Genomic DNA, 20,270 nt, shown 5'->3' with positions numbered 1-20,270 from the left:
AACAGATTTCCACCTTCTGTTGAAAATATATGGAGGAATTATGGACAGGCGAATACAAAAAACTAGACAACTAATTATATCTACTTTTGTCGAACTTCTAAGTGTGAATAAGTTTGAAAAAATAACGATTAACGATATTGCAAAACATGCAAATGTAAACAGAGGAACTGTCTATCTTCATTTTGCTGACAAGTACGATTTACTGGACAAGTGCATCGAAACATATACTAGAAAGCTCATGCAATATTGTGAGGAACAAGAAGTTAAAAGTGCTAATTATAATGTACTCCTTACCACATTTGAATACCTACGTGAAAATTTTATCCAATACAAAATTTTGATGACAAATGAAGGCATTGGCTATTTTCGCAAATCTCTTTATTCAATGATTGCCTCAAAAGTTGCTACGGTTGTTGTGACTGAGAACGATACGTCAGGTTTTTCAAAAGAAATTACAGTACATTTTTTAACCTCGGCTTTTGTTGGTGTAGTAGAATGGTGGCTTGTGAATTCCATGCCATGTAGTATAGAAGAAGTAACAAAACAGCTATGGGCGCAAGCTAGTCTTCATCAGACTTCATTGTCTGTACTTATCGATAGAAACTAGTAACTTCAGTATCCTTCACTTTTAGGTGCTTTTTTACTATTTTTCCATAAGTTTTCCCTTAAGTTTGTCAAAAACTCTCAAACTTATTAATCTCTACAGCATATACCTTCCTTCCTCAATCCATGTACTGCGTACATAGAATTTGTACATAAAAAGTCCCGATAGTCCACTGTTTTCAGTGGACTATCGGGACTAAGTGCATCACGAACCTCTATGTGACCGGCTTATTTGAAATATCTATCTAATAATCCTTTAAATGCTTTTCCATGTCTTGCTTCATCTTTACACATTTCATGAACTGTATCGTGTATAGCATCTAGGTTTAATTGTTTAGCTAAAGTAGCTAAATCTTTTTTACCTTGGCAAGCACCATGCTCTGCATCTACTCTTACTTGAAGATTAGCTTTAGTATCAGCATCAACTACTTCTCCTAATAATTCAGCGAATTTTGCTGCATGCTCAGCCTCTTCAAACGCTATTCTCTTATATGCTTCAGCAACTTCTGGGTATCCTTCTCTATCAGCTTGTCTAGACATTGCTAAATACATACCAACTTCTGTACATTCTCCCATAAAGTTAGCTTGTAATCCTTCTATTATTCTTGGATCTACGCCTTTTGCTACACCTATTACGTGCTCATCTGCAAAAGCTAAATCTCCTGATTTCTCCATAAACTTTTCAGCTGGAACTCCACAAACTGGGCATTTTGCTGGAGCTTCATCTCCTGTATGAACATATCCACATACTGTACAAACAAATTTTTTCATAAAAAAAATCCTCCTCTATATAACTTTAATTTTCATCTTATTTATTCTCGACAATTATTATTCTATAACAATTATTATTTATTGTAAAGTACTTTCTTAAACCTTTTCCAAATTATTTTCCATGATTTATAATAAAATATATAAAGAAACCGCTGTATAACTATATATGCAGAGGTTTTATATCTATGCTTTTTTTAGTTGAATTTCCACTTTAAATAAATCTCCATCAACTTTTATTTTAAATATGCCATCCTGAAGTTCTGTTAAACCTTTTGAAATTGCAAGACCAAGACCCGATCCTTCAGTATGTCTCGACTGATCCCCTCTTTTAAATCTTTCTGTTATCTCATCCTCATTAAAGTCAATTTCATAGGCAGATATATTTTTAAATATTATTATGATTCTATCTTCACTTTCTTCAAGATTTATATATACCCTTGTATTATCTAAAGAATACTTTAATATATTAGATATTTGGTTTTCAAATATTCTCCAAGTCCTCTTACCATCAACCATAACATAAACTTTTTCATTAGGTATATTTATTCTAAAATCTAACTTGCTAATTTTTATTTTTTCCTCAAACTCAGCAATAGATTGTTTAAGTAAAGCTACAATATCTAGCTTTTCTATATTTAGCTCCATTTCACCTGAAGCTGCACTTGAAGCTTCAAATAAATCCTCAATTAAAACTTTAAGCCTTTGAGATTTTCTATCTATTATCTTAATATAATCCTCAATTTCTTCCTTTGTAAAATCACCTTTTTTAATTAAATCCACATAATTTATTATAGAGGTCAAGGGAGTTTTTAAATCATGAGAAACATTAGTTATAAGCTCAGTTTTCATTCTTTCACTTTTAACTTCATTTTGAATAGCATTTCCAAGCCCACTTCTCATATTATTAATATCCTTAGCTAATACATCTAAAACAGATATAGAACTACCTTCAATTTGATAATTAAGATCTCCTTGTGATATCTTATGAGCTCCTAGGACTATTTTGTTAAAACTTCCTGTAAAATTGAAAACAAAGTATCCCATAGAGCATATATACATAATTATATAAATTATCATAAAGAGAAGAAAAAAAATCCCATTACCTCCTGAAGTCAGTATTGGTAATGATAATGCAGTAAAAAGTATAAATATAATTGTTGCTATACTAAATATTGATATCTTAAATCCAACACTCTTTATTATAAAGGTTTCTTTCATTAACAAATAGAATTTATATAATAAGCTTGTTTCCTTTATAATATTTTTTAATCCTTTTTCATCTATTTCTTTTATTAAAGTAACATAGCTTAACCCTAAAGTTAAAAACATGTAATATAACATTAATATGCTTGGAATTATAAGATCTTCGCTAGAGTAAAGCAATATACCCTTAATAAATTCATACATAATTATAGACATTACTACAATGATTAATATATTTAATATCTTAATTTCTAGCCATAATTTCTTATACAATCTATAAGTAAGCTTTTCTTTATATGCATTATTAGATTTTATAAACACTTTTTTTCTAAACTTAATTATATACGCAAATGTTACTAGAGCTATAAATATACATAATCCTATTATTATAAGTTTTACTTTATACATCTCATTTTGCATTTCATACCTGTTTGAAATATATTTAATAGTATCATCATAATATAAATCTCTTGGAAGAAATAATAAAAGTTTTAGCTTATAGTTTTTTATATCTTCATACCGCCTTGTATAATATATAAAATAGTCAGGAGAAAAAGTACCCTCAACATTTTGAAATAAATTCCCCAATTTTGTTCCATCTAATATTAAATAAAATTGTGAATTATTTATAATCTTTTCTAAATTATTATCATTTAGATATTCTTTTTCAATATTTGCTTTAACTACATTATTATTTTCATAAAGTACATATTGAAAGTTTTTAGAATCTGCTATTATTCTATCGTAGTTATTATATTGTTGTGTTCTTTCATCTAATATTTGTTTTTTTAAGTTTTCATCGTCTATTTTATATGTTGTTTCCAGCTTATCTAATCCATCAAAATACCCGTTTATATTACCTATATCTGGAAGGCTGTAATAACTATTAGAATTTTCATCTGAACTATTTTCACTAATGTATCCATTGTTTAAAGCTTGATTTAAATTCGCCTTTCCTTGTGTATATTTTTCTTCATACTCCTCCCTTTTTTCCTTTAGATCACTTTCAGTCACTTTGTTAAATCTTTCGCTACTTTTTGACTCCCCATATCTAATATAAGAACTAGTAACTGCTTCAACGTATTCTGCCATTATGTTTTTAAACTGAACATCTTCTGTATAATTTTTTAATTTTAAAATATACCAGTTATTTCTTATGTCTAATATCGCATATCCCCCAATTAAAATTGAAGAAATAAATAATATTATACATATAACCCCAACTTTTCTACTGCCTTTCAATTTTATAGCCAATTCCCCACACCACCTTTAAATATCTTGGTTCTTTCGGATTTATTTCTATTTTTTCTCTAATTCTTCTTATGTGAACTGTAACTGTATCTGCATTATAAGAAGGTTCATTCCATACTCTTTCGTAAATTTCTTCTATAGGAAAAACTCGTCCTGGGTTGTCCATAAGTAAAGTTAAAATTTTAAATTCTAATGGAGTTATCTTTACATCCTCTTCATCAACTTTAAACTCTTTAGTCTCCTTATTAAGATATAAGCCTCCTACTCTAAGGATTTCCTTTGACTCTCCTCCATAGTTTCCAAGGTTCACATATCTTCTTAATTGAGATTTAACTCTAGCTATAAGTTCTAGAGGATTAAAGGGTTTTGTAATATAATCATCTGCTCCCATGTTAAGTCCTAAAATTTTATCTGTATCCCTTGATTTTGCTGAAAGCATTATTATAGGAATATTTTTATTTTCTCTTATTTTTAAAGTTGCTCTCATTCCATCTAGTTTTGGCATCATTATATCCATTATTATTAGATGTATGTCCACAGAATTTAGTGTGTCTAAAGCATCTAATCCATCGTAAGCTTTAAATACTTTATATCCTTCATTCTCTAAATATATTTGTATTGCATCCGTTATTTCAACCTCATCGTCAACTACTAAAACATTGTATTTTTCCATACTAGCATCCCCCTTAAAATTCCTAGCATTATTATAACACCCCCTGCTGATTTAGCTCTATTAAAATGTTAAATAAAAAAAATTACAAAGTTACCCTTGTAATTCTTAAGATTCCATTACAAATTATTAAATTTGAAGATTTATATTAAATCCTCACTTAGAGCTAGAAATAATAAACTCAACGAATATTAGTTTTTTCATATTTTATTAGAAAAATTTCTAAATTTCTACGTTTCTAAATTTCTGATCTTCTGAGTTTCTGCACTTCTAACTTGTAGGAGCTTCTTCCCTTGGCTTCTTCATACTTTTACTCTTTAACCCAGATTTTATTTCTATAATCACCTTATCTTGGGCCTTGTCTTGGGCCTCATGTTGGGCCCCATCTTCCACCTAATATTATTAACTTTTAGCCTAATGTTTAGTTTTACTATTTAAAGCAATTCTCTCTTAAAAACAAAAAGACCATTACAAATTAAATTTGTAATAGCCTTATTAATATTATCTGATTTCTTTCCCAAAAGGCATCAAACTTAATGACGCCATTTTAAAAAACTGTAGTCCAAAAGGAATTCCAACAATAGTTGCACACATTATTACACCTGAAATGACATTTCCTATAGCAAGCTCTAGTCCACCAAATATTAACCAAAATATGTTTGCAATTAAACTTCCCCCTCCATTATCTACTGTAATAACATCTTTTCCAAAGGGTGCAAGCTGAAGAGATGCCATCTTAAAGCATTGAACTCCTATAGGTATCCCAATAATAGTTAAACACCACAATGCTCCTATTAAAAGCCAACCTATACTATGAATTAATCCCCCAAATATTATCCAAACTAAATTTCCTAAAAAATTCATATTACTCCTCCAGTATTCATTTTTAATATTATACTATCCTTTAATTCTTTTTGCTATTAAATATCTTTATAAAGGAATTTCTTGATTTAAATTCTGTAATAGAATATAATAACGATAATGTAATATTTTAAAGCATTGATTAGAAGTAGTAATATTTTATTTCATTTATTTAGAGAGCTGTTGTTTGGTGCAAAACAGTAATGAATAAATATGAACTTGTCTAGGAGTTTCTTTGTGAAAAGCAAAGACGTTAACTGCGTTAAAGTTTCAAGTGGAAATAATTAATTTTATTTCAACAAGAGTGGTACCGCGGAACTTAACCTTTCGTCTCTTAATTTTTTATGAGATGATGGGTTTTTATTTTTTTATCTTTTATTGTTTAAGGAGGAAAATACTATGGGAAACTACGGAACTTCCATTGATAAGAAATGGCAAGATAAGTGGGAAGAAACAAAATTATATGAGTTTGATAAAGAAAATTTAGATAAGAAGTTATATGTCCTTGAGATGTTCTCTTATCCATCAGGCAGTCAGCTTCATGCAGGGCATTGGTTTAATTATGGACCAGTAGATAGCTGGGCTAGATTTAAAAAGATGAATGGATATAATGTATTTCAACCAATGGGCTTTGATGCTTTTGGTTTACCAGCAGAAAACTATGCTATAAAAACTGGAATACATCCTAAGGATTCAACTGTAAAAAACATAGAAACTATGGAAAAGCAACTTAAAGCTATGGGCGCTATGTTTAACTGGGAAAGTGAAGTTGTAACTTGCCAGCCTGATTATTATAAATGGACTCAATGGTTATTTTTAAAACTTTATGAAAAAGGGTTAGCTTACAGAAAAAAGGCTCCTGTTAACTGGTGTCCATCTTGTAATACAGTTCTTGCAAATGAGCAAGTTGTTGATGGTGCCTGTGAAAGATGTTCAACTGAGGTAACTAAAAAAGACTTAACTCAATGGTTCTTAAAAATCACTGATTATGCTGATGAATTATTAGAAAAATTAGATACCTTAGATTGGCCAGAAAAAACAGTAGCAATGCAAAAACACTGGATAGGAAAATCTACTGGTGCACAAGTTACTTTTAATATGAAGGATTCAGATTTAAGCTTTGATGTATTTACTACAAGAGTTGATACTTTATTCGGAGTTACTTATGTAGTTTTAGCTCCTGAAAATCCATTGGTTGATGAAATCACAACAGCTGATCAAAAAGAAGCTGTAGAAGCTTATAAAGAAGCTGCTAAAAAGCAATCTGATATAGAAAGACAATCAATTTCTAGAGAAAAAACTGGTGTATTTACTGGTTCATATGCTATAAATCCTATTAACGGAAGAACTGTTCCTGTATGGGTTGGAGATTATGTTTTAGCTACTTATGGTACAGGAGCTGTTATGGCTGTTCCTGCTCATGATGAAAGAGACTTTGCTTTTGCTACAAAGTTTGAGTTACCTATAGAAAGGGTAATCGTAGCTAAAAATGGAGATTCTAAAGAACTTCCTTATTGTGAATATGGAAAGCTTGTAAATTCAGAAGAATTTGATGGTTTAACAACAGAAGAAGCTAAGGTTAAGCTAGTTGAGAAACTAGATAAAAACAATCTTGGAGAACAAAAAGTTAACTACAGATTAAGAGACTGGTTAGTATCTAGACAAAGATACTGGGGATCACCTATTCCAATGATCCATTGTGAAAAGTGTGGAACTGTTCCAGTACCTGAAAAAGATCTTCCTGTTATGCTTCCTTATGATGTAGAATTTGCTCCAGATGGAAAGTCACCACTTGCTAAAAATGAGGATTTTATAAATACGACTTGTCCTTGTTGTGGTGGAGCCGCTAAAAGAGAAGCTGATACTTTAGATACATTCGTTTGTTCATCTTTCTATTATTTAAGATATGCAGACGCTCATAATTCTGAAAAAGCATTTGATACAGATATGATTAACAAAATGCTTCCTGTAGATAAATATGTAGGTGGACCTGAACATGCATGTATGCATCTATTATATGCAAGATTTGTTACTAAAGCTTTAAGAGATATGGGATATATAAATTTTGATGAACCATTCTTAAGCTTAACTCATCAAGGTCTTATACTTGGACCAGATGGCCTTAAAATGAGTAAATCAAAAGGAAATACTATATCTCCAGATGATTATATAAAACAATACGGTGCAGACGTATTTAGAATGTACTTGATGTTTGGTTTTGCATATACTGAAGGTGGCGCTTGGAGCGACGATGGAATAAAATCTGTAAATAGATTTGTTGAAAGAATTGAAAGAGTCCTAGAAACTTCAAGAGAATTTATAGAAGCTAATAAAGATTCCAAAACTACTTTAGATAAAGCAGAAAAAGAATTAAACTTCTGGAGACATAATACTATAAAATCAGTAACAGAAGATACAGATAAACTTCAATTTAACACAGCTATAGCTAGAATGATGGAATTTGTAAATGCACTTTCTAAGTACACTCAAGAAAGTGATATGAATTCATCCTTCTTAAAAGAAGCTTTAGACGATTATTTAAAATTATTAGCACCATTTGTTCCTCACTTTGCTGAAGAACAATGGTCACTATTAGGTAATTCTTACTCAATATTTAACCAATCATGGCCAGCTTTTGATCCAAAAGCTTTAGTTAAAGATGAGATTGAAATAGCTATTCAAATCAATGGAAAAATTAAAGCTAAAATAAATATTGCTTCTGGATTAGGTGAGGAAGAAATTAAAGCTGAGGCTTTAGCTAACTCACAAGTAGTAGCTGCTATTGATGGTAAAAATGTTGTTAAAGTAATAGTTATAAAAGGAAGACTTGTAAATATAGTTGTTAAATAAAGTTAAAGCAGTAGGGCTTAATCCTTACTGCTTTTTCATATATATTATAAATTATTGTGAAATACTTCAATTATATTACGTAAATCAACTAGTGATATTTGTCCTGGTGCAGAAACCTTTTTAACGGCTCCAAAAGTTAAAGCTGACCCAAATAATTCTCCAGAAACTCTACTTATTACACCTTTTCCTGCCATAGACATCGTAATTATAGGTCCCTCAATATACTGTTCCTTAACTATTCTTGTTGCATCTAATAAAGTGATTACATCCTCAGTACAAGTAGGCATAACAGCTATTTTAGGAATATCTCCACCTAGCTTCTCTGCTTTACGAAGACGTGCTATTATTTCTTCCTTAGCTGGAGTTTTATCAAAATCGTGATTTGATATTATAACTGCTATATTATTTAAATGAGCTACTTCAATTAATGTTTTAACATCTTTTTCTTCATTAAATAATTCAACATCAATTACATCAATAAGTTTTGTTTCTACTGCTGTTTTATTTAATTCAACATAAAATTCTGAACTAACCTCTTTTTGTCCGCCTTCTTTTTTGCTACGGAATGTAAATATAATAGGTTTAGAACTTAATACTTCTCTAATTTCTTTTAAAGCTTGTTTTACTTTTTCTATATCACTAACATGCTCAAAAAAATCTACTCTCCACTCAACTATATCTACATCTAAATCTTTTAGATAATTTGCTTCTTCTAAAAGCTCAGAAAGACTTTCACCAACCATTGGAACGCATATTTTAGGTAAACCCTCTCCAATCACTACATCTTTTACTTTAACTACTTTCTCCATTTACTTAATCCCCCCCAATAGTTCTCCACAGCTTATTCTCCAATAATTTTATAATATTCGCTCAAAGGCATTTAATAATTTCTCTATCTCTTTATAGTCTAGCGGTTTAAACTGGTTAAAGTAATAGGAATCATTAAATTTATCGTATAAATCTCTTGCCATATCCATCCATTCTTCTGGAATACATAAATGCATTAAATCCTCCATAGTACAACTTAACAGAAACCTTTCAACCCCCCAGAAAGAATATTCCTTTATATCGTGAAGTTCATTAAAAAATTTATAATCCTCAGCTATTTTAGAAGTCAATTTATATTCATAAATATCAACAAAAAAGAAATCAAAATTTCTTGATTGACTTTTAAAAGCATCTTCTTGTATTATTTCTATTTTATCATCTTCTCCAAAATTATGTTTATAAATTTCTATAACATCTTTTGAAGTTTCATATACAGTTATATTTTTAACTTCCTTCTTTTTTAATATCTCTTGAATAAAATATCCAAGTCCTAATCCTACTACTCCAACAGTTCCTTTTGCTCTTTTTATACTTTCATAGCAGCCTTCTATTTCTAATGGAGTTAATCGCATCCATGTCTTAGTATTATCGCTTAATTCTATAATAGATTCTTCTATCTCCTCATTTAATTCATAAAGATAATGAGGAATTATTCCTTTTAATCCGTCAATTTTAGAAACTTCAAATTTATTAATTTTTTCACATTTGATTTTTTTATTATACTCTCTTATTTTATCTATATAATATGCTCTATCAAAAAGCACATAATCACTTCCATTCTAACTATAATGTCAATTACTTGTATCTTATATATTATGATTAATGATCTTATATTAAATACATTCTTTACTATAATAACACGTTTTACATTTTTTAGAAATATTTTTTATAAATCCCCCCTTGAAGTTTGTTATAAAATATTCTATAATGTAATTAATAATTATTATTAATTGAAATAAGTAGGTGAAGTTGATGAATAAATTTATATTAAGTGAAGAAGCATATACTGAGTTTAAAGGATTTTTAGGTGAAAATGATATTACTGATTTTAACGTAAGAGTAAATCTTGCTGGTTATGGATGTAGTGGTCCTGCTTTTAATATATCAGTTGAAGAACCTAAAGAAAATGATGTTGTTGAAAAAGTTAACGATATTACTTTTTTTGCTGAAGAAAATCTTATAGATGAATTCGGCGGTTTTATAATTCTTTCTACTGATGAAAATGATGGAAGAGGATTAAGTTTAAGACCTGTTATAGAATCTGAAAGTAGCGGTTGCGGAACTTGTGGTGGATGTCACTAATAACATTTAGAAAGGAAGAAATTCATTTTAGTGAACTTCTTCCTTTTTTTATATTTCTATTTTACTGGTAAAGTAAAGCTACTATATTTATCATTTATTTTCTTTAAATCATTTAAGATATCTATCCATAATCTGTTCTTTATAATTTCATTTTTAAATTCATTCCCACTAATAGGAAACTTTTCAGTAAGATCTTCAAAGTATTTTTCAATTTCTAATGATAGATTATATAACATTTTAAAATTAACCTTATCTGATTCATTAAGTTTAAATACTTTTGTACCTTCTACACTTTGTGTTTCATTATTCTCCATTATATATAAAATAAATGTATTTCCCTTTGCATAAATATCATCTAAAATTAATCCATTACTCTCTACAACTTTCTTATTAAATATTGTCCTATCCTCTTTATACTCATTATATTCCTCAAGTAAGGTATATAAATTCTTTGAAATATCATTGTAATTAGAGTATAGCTTAGTTATATCTTTTTTAGATATACTTCCCTTTTCTGTAACCATCTCAAGCATTATAAGATTGGCCTCATTTTTATCTTTAATTGAACAAATTTCATTATTGGATTTTTCGCCTATCTTTTTCTCATACTTTTTATTATCTAAGGCAAAATAAATATTTAATGAAAAGCTTATCACAAGAATTATGACCACAATAAAAAAACAATTCTTTACGGATAATTGTCTCATTCAATCCCCCCCTATTTTGATAATTATACCACACCATCTTTCATTTTTCTACAATTATTGACATCAATAATTATTATCTCCCTATAGAAATAATAGCATCTCCTTAACAATATTACCATAAACTCTTTATTAACAATTTCCTTATAATAAAAGAAGCTATCACTTCCTGTAATAGCTTCTTTTATTTACCTTGCCCAATCATGTATAGCATCTCTAACTGCCTGTAGTCCATAATCATAACCATATCCCTCAACTTGTACCTTTTCTAATCTAGTAACTACACCATAGTTTTTATTTAATGAAAGATTATCTTTTGAGGTTAAAACCCATATAGTTTTATAGTTTATAGGTTTAACTGTTAATTCCTTTTCTCCTACTCCATCAGTAAAATATATCAATATATGATTTCTATAGTTATTCTCTTTTATATAATTAAATACTGGAGAGAATTGAGTAGCTCCACTTTTATTCATTCTTTGTTTTATATCCTTAGTAGATTTAAGTTCATAAATACGCCTAATTTGGTTATCACATTCAATTACTTTTATCTTTCCAAGCTTATTTCTGCATAAAGCTAATATTTCTTTCATTATGCTTTTAATTTCCCCATCACTCATAGATGCGGATATATCTATAGCAACTAATATTTCTGGTATATTATTAGGTAACACCCCTCTAATATCCAATCTATCAGGCTGTCTTCTGTCTTTTCTGGTTATAGTTTTTTTATAACCAATCTTAGAGGTATTTAATAATCTTTTTAAATGAGATTTCCAATCTATTTCTTCTTTTTCATCAAAAGATAGAATCATTTTTTCAATATCCTTAGGAGCTTTCCCTTTATACGCACTTTTAGAGGTTCTTTTCTTTATATCTTTAATATTATCTAAGGTTAACTCTCCTCTTTCCCATAACTCATGAGCTCTTTCTAAGTCTATAGACCTTTGTATATTAGAATCTTTATTTATTACCTTTTTATTTTTTCTTTTATCTATAGCCTTTTGTATCTCTTCCGCATAGACTTCAATAGGCATATCTTCTTTTAAATCTAAATCATACTCTATGTTTACTGTATGAAGCTTCTTACAAAATGCAGGTAGATTTTTTATATACTGATTTATAGATAAGTCCATTGCTATATTTATAGCCAAAGTAGATACTTTGTTCTTTAGGCTACGTTCTCTTTCATAATGGTTATACATTATATGATATATCTCATGTTTTATAAGTGCTTCCATCTCCTTAAGAGATAAAGAAAGCATTAAAAATGGGTTAAAATGCATTTTATATCCTTCCAGCGTAACTTCAGTTGCTATGGGCCAAGTAATGTTAAAATTAATCTCCCTCTTAATCTGAATCATAAATTGTCCAAAAAAGTTATCTTCGCTGGATAAAAGACTTATATTTATAAACTCTATTAGTTCCCAAAATTTTCTTTTATGATAATCTTTAAAATCATTCTGAGATTCTATTTCATAACATACTTTCAATAATTCCTTACTATTTTTTTCAAAATCCATAACATCACCCCAACTAATTAGAATAGATATTAAAAAATGCATCTAGGAAGTTTTCATTCTCAAGCATCTCATCATAAAGTTTTTTAGAGTAATCACTTTTTATTTCCTTCATTATTCCTAATCTTAAATCCTTTGGATAAAAACTAAGTAGCTCTGAAAAAACAGATATTTCTTTTTCTCTTATAGATAATGACTCAATATAATTCAAACAATTTTTAGATAATATATATAGTCGTGAATGACTTTCCTTTGAGATTCTATCTTTAATATCAAATACTAATATATTTTCTCTAAATACCTCTTCTGGTTTAATTAATGGATTCTTTAAATTGTCTAAAAAGTTTATAAAATCTCCAGCAATTGAAGCTCCTACATTTCCTTTAACCAAATTAAAGAATATATTTTTCCCCGTAGAGTCTTTATTCTTTAAAAACGCCTTATATCCCTTAGAAACCCTCTCCCAACTTCTTGGTGTAGCTTTTATATGTTCTTTAGAGTTTGGGGTATGAAGAAATTCTGGAAAAGTTGATATAAATTCTATTATATGCTCATGTATCTGCCCTTTTGTCATAGCCCATCTTACCCATTCTTTTAGTTCTGATTCCATTTGGATCCAAACAAATCTATCTTCTTGGGCTGGGTCCATATCTATTACTTGATATTCACTTTCTTCATAATCATCATATTTGTTAGATGGATTCATAGCCGCTATTACATAAACATCTTCACTTAAGTTATATCCATTTATTTCTCTATTTAATATTAAATTCATAAGTTCCTGTTGAACTGTATGTTCGCATCTATTTAATTCATCTATAAATAAAACTACTTGCTTACCTTGTTCTATATAACTATCTACCTCTATCAATTTTGAATGAGTAGCGTATTCAGTTACTTTTCTACTTTTAGAAATTCCCTTCACTAAGAATTCTCTTTTTTCTACTGTTGGTAATCCTCCTATTTCCCCCTCCTTTAGTAAATTTGCATCTATAGTAACTAATTCACAATTTTTATTGTATGCTAATTCTTTTATTAATGATGTCTTCCCTATTCCACTTTCTCCAATTAGTAGCGGTACATCTTTGGCCTCTATAATTAACTCCACTGTTTTTAATGCTTCTCTAAAATTCAATTTTTTTCGTCCTTTCTTAAGCTAAATTGAAAGTTTATAATCAACTAAGATTTTTCTTGCTGTCTTACTACCAAAATTATTTATAAAATTTATTTTGTCCATTTCTAAAACCTCTAGATTTAGGAAATCTTTTAAGTATTTCTCATCTATACGATCTTCCCTAACCTTTTTGGTTAGTATATCTACAACTAAATCAATGCTTATATCGTTATAAACGTACTTTACTACATTAATATTAACTTCAATTAGTTCAACTAACTCTTCATAAGTATAATTTATATAGTTTATAGCTTCTTCATTTAATGATATAGCCTTTTTCTTGCTTTCCATTGATGGATTATCAACAAACCTAATAGCCCCCCAGTAGTTCTCTATGGCTTTTAATACTACATTTTCACTTGGTTTTTTTATATATTTTATTGCATCATAATCATTTTCTACGGCTAATATTTGAAGTTCTTCTTTAGGATTATTTACAAACTGAATTGCCCATCCTTTAGTTTGTATAGCAGCTCTAAGAATTTTTTCTGTTGGATGTTTTATAAGCTTTAATGCATTCCATAAGCTTTTAACAGCTATTATTGAAGCCTCTTCCTCTGGATTTTCTATATACTCTATAGAAAGTGGGTTGCTTTTTATTGCCTCTATTTGTACAGCTTCTGATGGTTCTTTTATATATCTTATAACTGTTCCATTTTTTCTTACTGCCAATATTTTAATATCTTCACTAGGATTATCTATTTCTCTAATATAAATAGGATTATCCTTAATTTTTATTTCTAAATCATATTTCTCCATCTTTACTTCCCTTCGTTTTCTATGTTAATAATATAAAACAACTTTTTTCTTAATATAATTATATACCACTAAAAAGAATTTATCTATTACTTAATAATAGTTATTAAAAAGGAAACTTCTATCATTTGAAGTTCCCTTTATCTAGATTCTTTATATTTTTCAATTTCTCGCTGAATTAAAAACAGTAAGTTGTTAAATTCCCACATTTCTCCCTCTTCTAATAGTTTATTAAGAGAATTTTGAAATCTGCTAGCTTCAGCTATTCTACCTAATCCCATTAATGTTAATATATTATTCATTATGCTGGATATTACATCAGACTTAACTTCAAATAATTTTTGAGCATCTTTTATTTCATCTTTTATTAAAAGCATTTCTTCATCTAATCTAAAGGCTGCATCGGCTGCACTTTTCAATTTTGACATTATCTCCTGTGGTTTTTGATGTTTATACTTATAATTTAAGGAATGTTCTATAGTTGCCCAAAAGTTCATAGCCAAAGTTCTTATTTGAAATTCTGCTAAGATTTCTTTTTGTCCGTCTGCCATATTAACTGGGTATTTTATTATCATGTGATAACTCCTATATCCTGAACTTTTAACATTTCTCACATAATCTTTTTCATATAAGATCTGCATATCTCTTCTTTTTCTTAATATTTCTACAACTCTATCTATATCATCAACAAACTGACACATTATCCTTACTCCTGCAATATCTTCAAGCTCATACTGCAATCTATCTAAAGGAATTTCAAATTTATTAGCCTTTTCTAACATAGAGCTAACTTCTTTTACTCTTCCTGTCACAAATTCTATTGGTGAGTATTCTTTTCTCTTCCTATATTCTTTTCTAATACTTTTTAGTTTTATCTTTAATTCTTCTACTGCCTGTTCATAGGGTATCAGAAATTTTTTCCAGTCATTTATAGCCATATTGTCTCACCTACTCCTTAAATCTATATTTATTATACCAAAATAAAGTGCTTCTGATAATTAAAATTTATGATATAATGATATTAATACAATTTTACAGAGGTGTTGACAATGGGTAACATTTTTTCCGGATTAGAGAATCTGGGATTCGATAATTTAAACGGTTTAAAAGTATATGAAGAGAAAAAGCAAAAACAGACTATAGTTGAAAAGAAAGAATTGGACCCTATGAGTCATATATTTGATAAACAAGTAGATTGTCCTGTTTGTAGTGCTTCTTTCAAGGTTAAATCTGTTAAAGTTAATTCCCCTAGAATGAGGGGACAAGATTCTGACTTATTTATTCATTATGATGTAATTAACCCCTATTTATATGATGTATGGGTTTGTAATAGTTGTGGATATACTGCCATGAAAGCTGATTTCCCTAAAATAAAGGCTTTTCAAAAGGAAATTATATTATCCTCAATTACTCCAAAATGGAAAGGAAGAGAATATCCTGAAGTTTTTGATGAGAAAGTAGCTATAGAGAGATTCAAATTAGCCTTAGTTAACGCTATATTCATGGAAGCAAAAAATAGTACTAAAGCAATGATTTGTTTGAAAACTGCTTGGATGTACAGGCTCCTAGAAGATACTGACAACGAGATTTCATTTTTATCTCAAGCTTTGAATGGTTTTAACGAAGCATATAGTAGTGAGGATTTCCCTATATATGGTATGCATAGATATAGTATAATGTATTTAATTGGTGAATTAAATAGAAGAGTTGGTAACTATGATGAGGCATTAAGATGGTTCTCTAGCGTTATTACGACCCCTGGAGTTCCTCAAAAAGTTAAAGATCTTGCAAGAGATTGTAAAGATCTTATAAAAGATTATAAAAACAAATAATATTATCAAATAAAACTTAGGAGGATTTTACTATGAGTTTATTCTCAAAAAAGAAAAATGTTGAACCTAAGGAAATTTCTCAAGATATTTCCTCAAAAAACGCTATTATTGAACCTACTAATGATTATACTATATTAGATTCAATATCTTCAGAGTTACAAAGTACGAAGGCAAACTCTGAAAGTTTAAAAAATTCTATTGGTAACATAGAAGACTCTGTATCTTCTTTAGCAGATTCATCTATAAAACAAAGTGATCAATTATCTAATGTTAGTAGTTCTATACGAAGCATTGGTGCTTCACTAGAAGAGCTTGCTTATAACGTAACTAATGTACATATTAAGGTTCTTGATACAGATTCTTCCGCTGATCAAGGTGTTGAGACTATAAATACTTTGGATAATTCTTTAAGTGAACTTAAACAGGCTTTTACTGTAAGTTCTGATACTATTAATGAATTAGTTAGCAAGCTTGAATATGTTAATTCAATTACCGATTCTATAAGTCAGATTGCTAGCCAAACAAACTTACTTGCACTTAATGCTGCAATTGAAGCTGCACGTGCTGGAGAAGCTGGTAGAGGATTCTCTGTAGTTGCTGGAGAAGTTAGAAAGCTAGCTGAAAATTCTAAGCAAGCTGTTCAAAGTATAACTAATTTATTAGGAGAAATTAAAGTGGACATTTTAAGTGCTTCTACAGCTATGAGTACTGGAAATGTTGCATTAAGCTCTCAACAAGATGCTATTGAATCAACTAAGGGAACTTTTAAAAATATTAAAACATCCATCAATGAGGCTGTTACTGAAATAGATGAATTTATTGAAAATCTAACTTCTGTTGCAGCTAATAAAGATGATTCCATTGGTCTTGTTAGGGATTTAGAAACAATAACTCTTGAAAATACAGCTTTAACCCAAGAGATTTCTGCTGCAGTAAAAATAGACTCTCAAGCTTGTAATGATCTTCATGATTCCATAGAATCTATTTTAAATATTATAAATAAATAACATAAAAAGGAACCTTTAATAGGTTCCTTTTTATGTTATACTAATCCATTATTTTAACTGGGTCAAAATTTATAAAATCACAGGATGTCATAATATACTCAACTCCATCATATGTTCCTTGTATTACCTTACCAAGAGCTGGACCATGTAAATGACCATATATAACTTTCTCAACTTTAAATTCATTAAAAATTTCAACAAACCCTGATGAATTAAATTTTTCATTAGTTGGAGGATAATGTATCATACATATAAATTTTTTATATCCATCTCTTTTGGCTGCATCTAAAGATAATCTAAGCCTTATAAGTTCCCGGTCATATATTTTCTTATCTTTCTCCGCAAACTTATCACTGTCAGGACATATCCATCCCCTAGTTCCACATATTGCCCACTCATTATAACTAAAATAATTATTTTGTATAAAATTCATTCCAACATATAGCGAATTAAGCTTTGTTATACTACTCCACCAATAATCGTGATTCCCTTTAATTATTATCTTCCTACCTGGAAGAGCATTAATCCATTTTAAGTCTTCTCTAGATTCATCTGCGTTCATTGACCAAGATATATCTCCCCCAATTAAAACAGTATCACTCTCATTGATTTTATCTTCCCAATTTTTTTTTATTTTATTTTCATGCCCTATCCAATTATCTCCAAAAATACTCATAGGTTTATCCGTACTAAAAGATAAATGAAGATCTGATATAGCGTATAATGCCATAATACTCACCTTTCATTCTTTTTATCCAAATCTGTTACAAATGCAATAATGTATGCTACAGCCTCATATAAATCTTCAGGAATTTCTTTCCCGATATCAACATTTGATAGTAAATCTGTTAATTCCTTATTATAAACTACAGGCACATCACTTTCCTCAGCTTTTTCAATTATTTTATCAGCTATTGGTCCCATACCAGCTGCTGTTATTATAGGAGCTTCATTATTTAATTCATACTTAAGTGCAACTGCTTTTTTTCTCTGTTTCATTATCCTTACACCTTTCTATCTAATATAACTAGATTAGTAGAATTAAAAAATTCCCTTGATGTACTTATATTAACCTCTTCTATGGCTCTAGATACTATTACTTTACTATTATATCCTATGGTATTTAATGATTCTATAAGTTTATTTTTTTCTTTATCAAGAATTTTAACATATTCCTTTGAACATTTTAAATCAATATCTAAATTCTTATTTTGAAGCTTTATATATGCATCCACATTTCCTAAGTTTAATGTTTTTACAGATACAATCATTTTTACATTGCTAGAATCTAATTTTTTTCCTTTTCCTCTTTCATCTTTAACTATAAGCTTACATTCGTATTCATCTTGCTTCACCTTTAAAGGTATATTCATGTAATAATAATTATTACTTACTGAATTAAATACCTTTACTTCTGCAGCATTTCCTTTAATAAACTCTATAACTTTATTAAAGGCTTCCCCTTCATCATCTCCATTTTTTGAAGATAGTATAACCTCTTTGATTATATCCTTAATATCTAAAGCTTTTGCTTTAATACCTTCTTTTATTATCTCCGGCGTAGCTTTATGTACATCTTTAACTAACTCTTTTGCTTGTACAAATTCATCTTGTTCTACCTCTAATGGAGTCATTACTTTATCTACTTTATCATTTTTGGGAATAGTTGCTTGATTTTTTAAAATATCTATAAACTCCTTTACGTCTTTAGTTGTGCTAAAAGATATATTTTTAAACTTATACTCCTGCATATCAGCTTCATCTGTATTCTTATTATTTACTATCTCTATAAACTTTTCTATATCTTTATCTGTCAGACTTTCTGTATTAATATTGTTCTCTTTAAAATAATTTATAATAGTATTCTTATTAATAATAGTATCTTTATTAATAACTATTTCGTTTTTAATTCCTTCTTTACTCAAGTTTAGATTAACGTTTTTCTCATTATTATTAACTTCTTCAAAATCTCCAGATATTTTTTTCAACATATCTAAAATACTTATTTTTTTCTCTTGACTGGAGTTTGTATAAACTTCTTTAGGTGCAATATTCTTCAAATCATTATTGTTAGCTTCGTAAGTATTGCCCATACTATTCTTTACCACATCATTACTAGTACTTTCTTCTATTACATTCCCTTCTACTGGAGCTTTCAAAAGAATCTTTTCTATAGATTCATCACCTTTAAATATCCTATTAAATGCCTTTATGTTTGATTCGGTTAAATCTATATCATTTTCTATAAAAGTTAAAATATCTTCTGCTTTCATATTCTTAAACTCTTTAAAAAAACTTTGTAGTTTTTCCCTAATACTTTTAGATTCTTCGGAGTCAATAGGTATATTTTTACTTGAGATATAATTATTTATAAAATTATCTACTTCTTTTTCATCAAGTTTTATTTTTTCATTGAAATTAAATATAGACGAATATTTTGATATATTGTCTTTAGTTAGTGGTATATTAAACTTTACTAACTGCTTTAACGTTTCTATTTCTTCCTTCGCTAAACCTTGAGATTTAATTAATGCATTGAGTGGATTGTTCTCCTCACTAGTTGCTTTATCTTCTTGCCTAACTAATTTTAATTTTAATTTCCCGTCCTGAAATCCTAGTACCTGAAACTTTAGTAGTCCTTCTAATTGCTCTGGTGTTAAATTTTCGTCAAGTTGAGCTATGAATTGCCATCCATCAAGAAGCTTTATTGTAAACTCTCCTTTATTTTGACTAATCCTCATTACCCTGCCTGCAAATTTTTCGCCTACTTCAAATGTTAACTTAGATGATAATTTTTTTGAACCTACATTATATACTGAATTTATATTCCAAATACCAGGCATCTTAGCTCCACTCCCATACAAAATACTATATATTATTATCGTATCTTATTATACAAAACTAAAAGCAATAAGTTAAAAAATCTTATTGCTTTCAA

General features: G+C 28.9%; 19 protein-coding genes and 1 other annotated feature. Of the genes, 5 read left to right on the top strand and 14 right to left on the bottom strand.

Features of this window, described 5'->3' with window-relative positions:
* The first annotated feature begins 40 nt into the window (after nt 1-40).
* Nucleotides 41-607, top strand: coding sequence for a TetR/AcrR family transcriptional regulator (locus P8F83_RS00350; RefSeq protein ID WP_326512984.1), 567 nt, complete (start codon nt 41-43; stop codon nt 605-607).
* A gap of 224 nt (nt 608-831) precedes the next feature.
* On the opposite strand, the gene P8F83_RS00345 is transcribed toward P8F83_RS00350, so the two are convergent.
* From P8F83_RS00345 to P8F83_RS00330, 4 genes are all read right to left on the bottom strand, one after another.
* Nucleotides 832-1,374, bottom strand: coding sequence for an NADH peroxidase (locus P8F83_RS00345; protein WP_238903818.1), 543 nt, complete (start codon nt 1,372-1,374; stop codon nt 832-834).
* A gap of 183 nt (nt 1,375-1,557) precedes the next feature.
* Nucleotides 1,558-3,831, bottom strand: coding sequence for a HAMP domain-containing sensor histidine kinase (locus tag P8F83_RS00340; protein WP_326512983.1), 2,274 nt, complete (start codon nt 3,829-3,831; stop codon nt 1,558-1,560).
* Nucleotides 3,806-4,501, bottom strand: a complete 696-nt coding sequence (locus tag P8F83_RS00335) for a response regulator transcription factor (protein ID WP_326512982.1) — start codon at nt 4,499-4,501, stop codon at nt 3,806-3,808. Before P8F83_RS00335 ends, P8F83_RS00340 begins: the two co-directional genes overlap by 26 nt.
* A 498-nt stretch (nt 4,502-4,999) precedes the next feature.
* Nucleotides 5,000-5,362, bottom strand: a complete 363-nt coding sequence (locus P8F83_RS00330; RefSeq protein WP_326512981.1) for a YccF domain-containing protein — start codon at nt 5,360-5,362, stop codon at nt 5,000-5,002.
* Nucleotides 5,363-5,488: 126 nt separating this feature from the next.
* Nucleotides 5,489-5,697, top strand: a binding site (T-box leader).
* A gap of 61 nt (nt 5,698-5,758) precedes the next feature.
* Between P8F83_RS00330 and leuS the strand changes: the two genes are divergently transcribed.
* The gene (leuS, locus tag P8F83_RS00325; RefSeq protein WP_326512980.1) at nt 5,759-8,209 is read left to right on the top strand and encodes a leucine--tRNA ligase; all 2,451 of its coding nucleotides are present in this window, start codon (nt 5,759-5,761) and stop codon (nt 8,207-8,209) included.
* Nucleotides 8,210-8,253: 44 nt separating this feature from the next.
* Here leuS and aroD read toward each other — a convergent pair whose 3' ends face one another.
* Entirely contained in the window at nt 8,254-9,018 is a 765-nt protein-coding gene (gene aroD / locus P8F83_RS00320; RefSeq protein WP_326512979.1) for a type I 3-dehydroquinate dehydratase, read from the bottom strand.
* 48 nt (nt 9,019-9,066) lie between these two features.
* A complete protein-coding gene (locus tag P8F83_RS00315; protein ID WP_326512978.1) occupies nt 9,067-9,801 on the bottom strand; it encodes a polyamine aminopropyltransferase in 735 nt (244 codons plus the stop codon).
* 208 nt (nt 9,802-10,009) lie between these two features.
* Here P8F83_RS00315 and P8F83_RS00310 point away from each other — a divergent pair, with 208 nt between their 5' ends.
* Nucleotides 10,010-10,339: a HesB-like protein gene (locus P8F83_RS00310; protein ID WP_021803125.1), complete on the top strand. Its 330-nt coding sequence runs from the start codon at nt 10,010-10,012 to the stop codon at nt 10,337-10,339.
* A 56-nt stretch (nt 10,340-10,395) separates the two neighbouring features.
* Here P8F83_RS00310 and P8F83_RS00305 read toward each other — a convergent pair whose 3' ends face one another.
* The 5 genes from P8F83_RS00305 to yjbM form a co-directional block, all read right to left on the bottom strand.
* On the bottom strand, nt 10,396-11,046 hold the full coding sequence (locus tag P8F83_RS00305) for a hypothetical protein (protein ID WP_073020677.1): 651 nt from the start codon (nt 11,044-11,046) through the stop codon (nt 10,396-10,398).
* A gap of 185 nt (nt 11,047-11,231) precedes the next feature.
* Nucleotides 11,232-12,566: a vWA domain-containing protein gene (locus tag P8F83_RS00300; protein WP_326512977.1), complete on the bottom strand. Its 1,335-nt coding sequence runs from the start codon at nt 12,564-12,566 to the stop codon at nt 11,232-11,234.
* Between the two features lie 13 nt (nt 12,567-12,579).
* Nucleotides 12,580-13,698 (bottom strand): AAA family ATPase, encoded by a 1,119-nt coding sequence (locus tag P8F83_RS00295; protein WP_326512976.1) that lies wholly within the window; start codon nt 13,696-13,698, stop codon nt 12,580-12,582.
* Between the two features lie 21 nt (nt 13,699-13,719).
* On the bottom strand, nt 13,720-14,496 hold the full coding sequence (locus P8F83_RS00290; protein ID WP_326512975.1) for a hypothetical protein: 777 nt from the start codon (nt 14,494-14,496) through the stop codon (nt 13,720-13,722).
* A 137-nt stretch (nt 14,497-14,633) separates the two neighbouring features.
* Nucleotides 14,634-15,431 (bottom strand): GTP diphosphokinase, encoded by a 798-nt coding sequence (yjbM, locus tag P8F83_RS00285; protein ID WP_073020672.1) that lies wholly within the window; start codon nt 15,429-15,431, stop codon nt 14,634-14,636.
* 111 nt (nt 15,432-15,542) lie between these two features.
* On the opposite strand from yjbM, the gene P8F83_RS00280 reads away from it, so the two are divergent.
* Nucleotides 15,543-16,325, top strand: coding sequence for a DUF2225 domain-containing protein (locus P8F83_RS00280; RefSeq protein ID WP_326512974.1), 783 nt, complete (start codon nt 15,543-15,545; stop codon nt 16,323-16,325).
* Nucleotides 16,326-16,357: 32 nt separating this feature from the next.
* Complete coding sequence (locus P8F83_RS00275; RefSeq protein ID WP_021803132.1) at nt 16,358-17,332, top strand: methyl-accepting chemotaxis protein; 975 nt, start codon at nt 16,358-16,360, stop codon at nt 17,330-17,332.
* A gap of 40 nt (nt 17,333-17,372) precedes the next feature.
* On the opposite strand, the gene P8F83_RS00270 is transcribed toward P8F83_RS00275, so the two are convergent.
* Genes P8F83_RS00270 through P8F83_RS00260 form a run of 3 tightly spaced genes read right to left on the bottom strand, consistent with a single transcriptional unit; the run spans nt 17,373 to nt 20,175 of the window.
* Nucleotides 17,373-18,062: a metallophosphoesterase gene (locus P8F83_RS00270; RefSeq protein ID WP_326512973.1), complete on the bottom strand. Its 690-nt coding sequence runs from the start codon at nt 18,060-18,062 to the stop codon at nt 17,373-17,375.
* A gap of 5 nt (nt 18,063-18,067) precedes the next feature.
* Nucleotides 18,068-18,331 (bottom strand): EscU/YscU/HrcU family type III secretion system export apparatus switch protein, encoded by a 264-nt coding sequence (locus tag P8F83_RS00265; protein WP_073020664.1) that lies wholly within the window; start codon nt 18,329-18,331, stop codon nt 18,068-18,070.
* Nucleotides 18,332-18,336: 5 nt separating this feature from the next.
* Complete coding sequence (locus tag P8F83_RS00260) at nt 18,337-20,175, bottom strand: flagellar hook-length control protein FliK (RefSeq protein ID WP_326512972.1); 1,839 nt, start codon at nt 20,173-20,175, stop codon at nt 18,337-18,339.
* Nucleotides 20,176-20,270: the final 95 nt, after the last annotated feature.

The organism is Clostridium intestinale, assembly GCF_035905475.1.
Taxonomy (GTDB): Bacteria; Bacillota; Clostridia; order Clostridiales; family Clostridiaceae; genus Clostridium_T; species Clostridium_T intestinale.
Note: the sequence above shows the minus strand (reverse complement) of the source record. Positions and strands in the feature narration are given on the sequence as shown.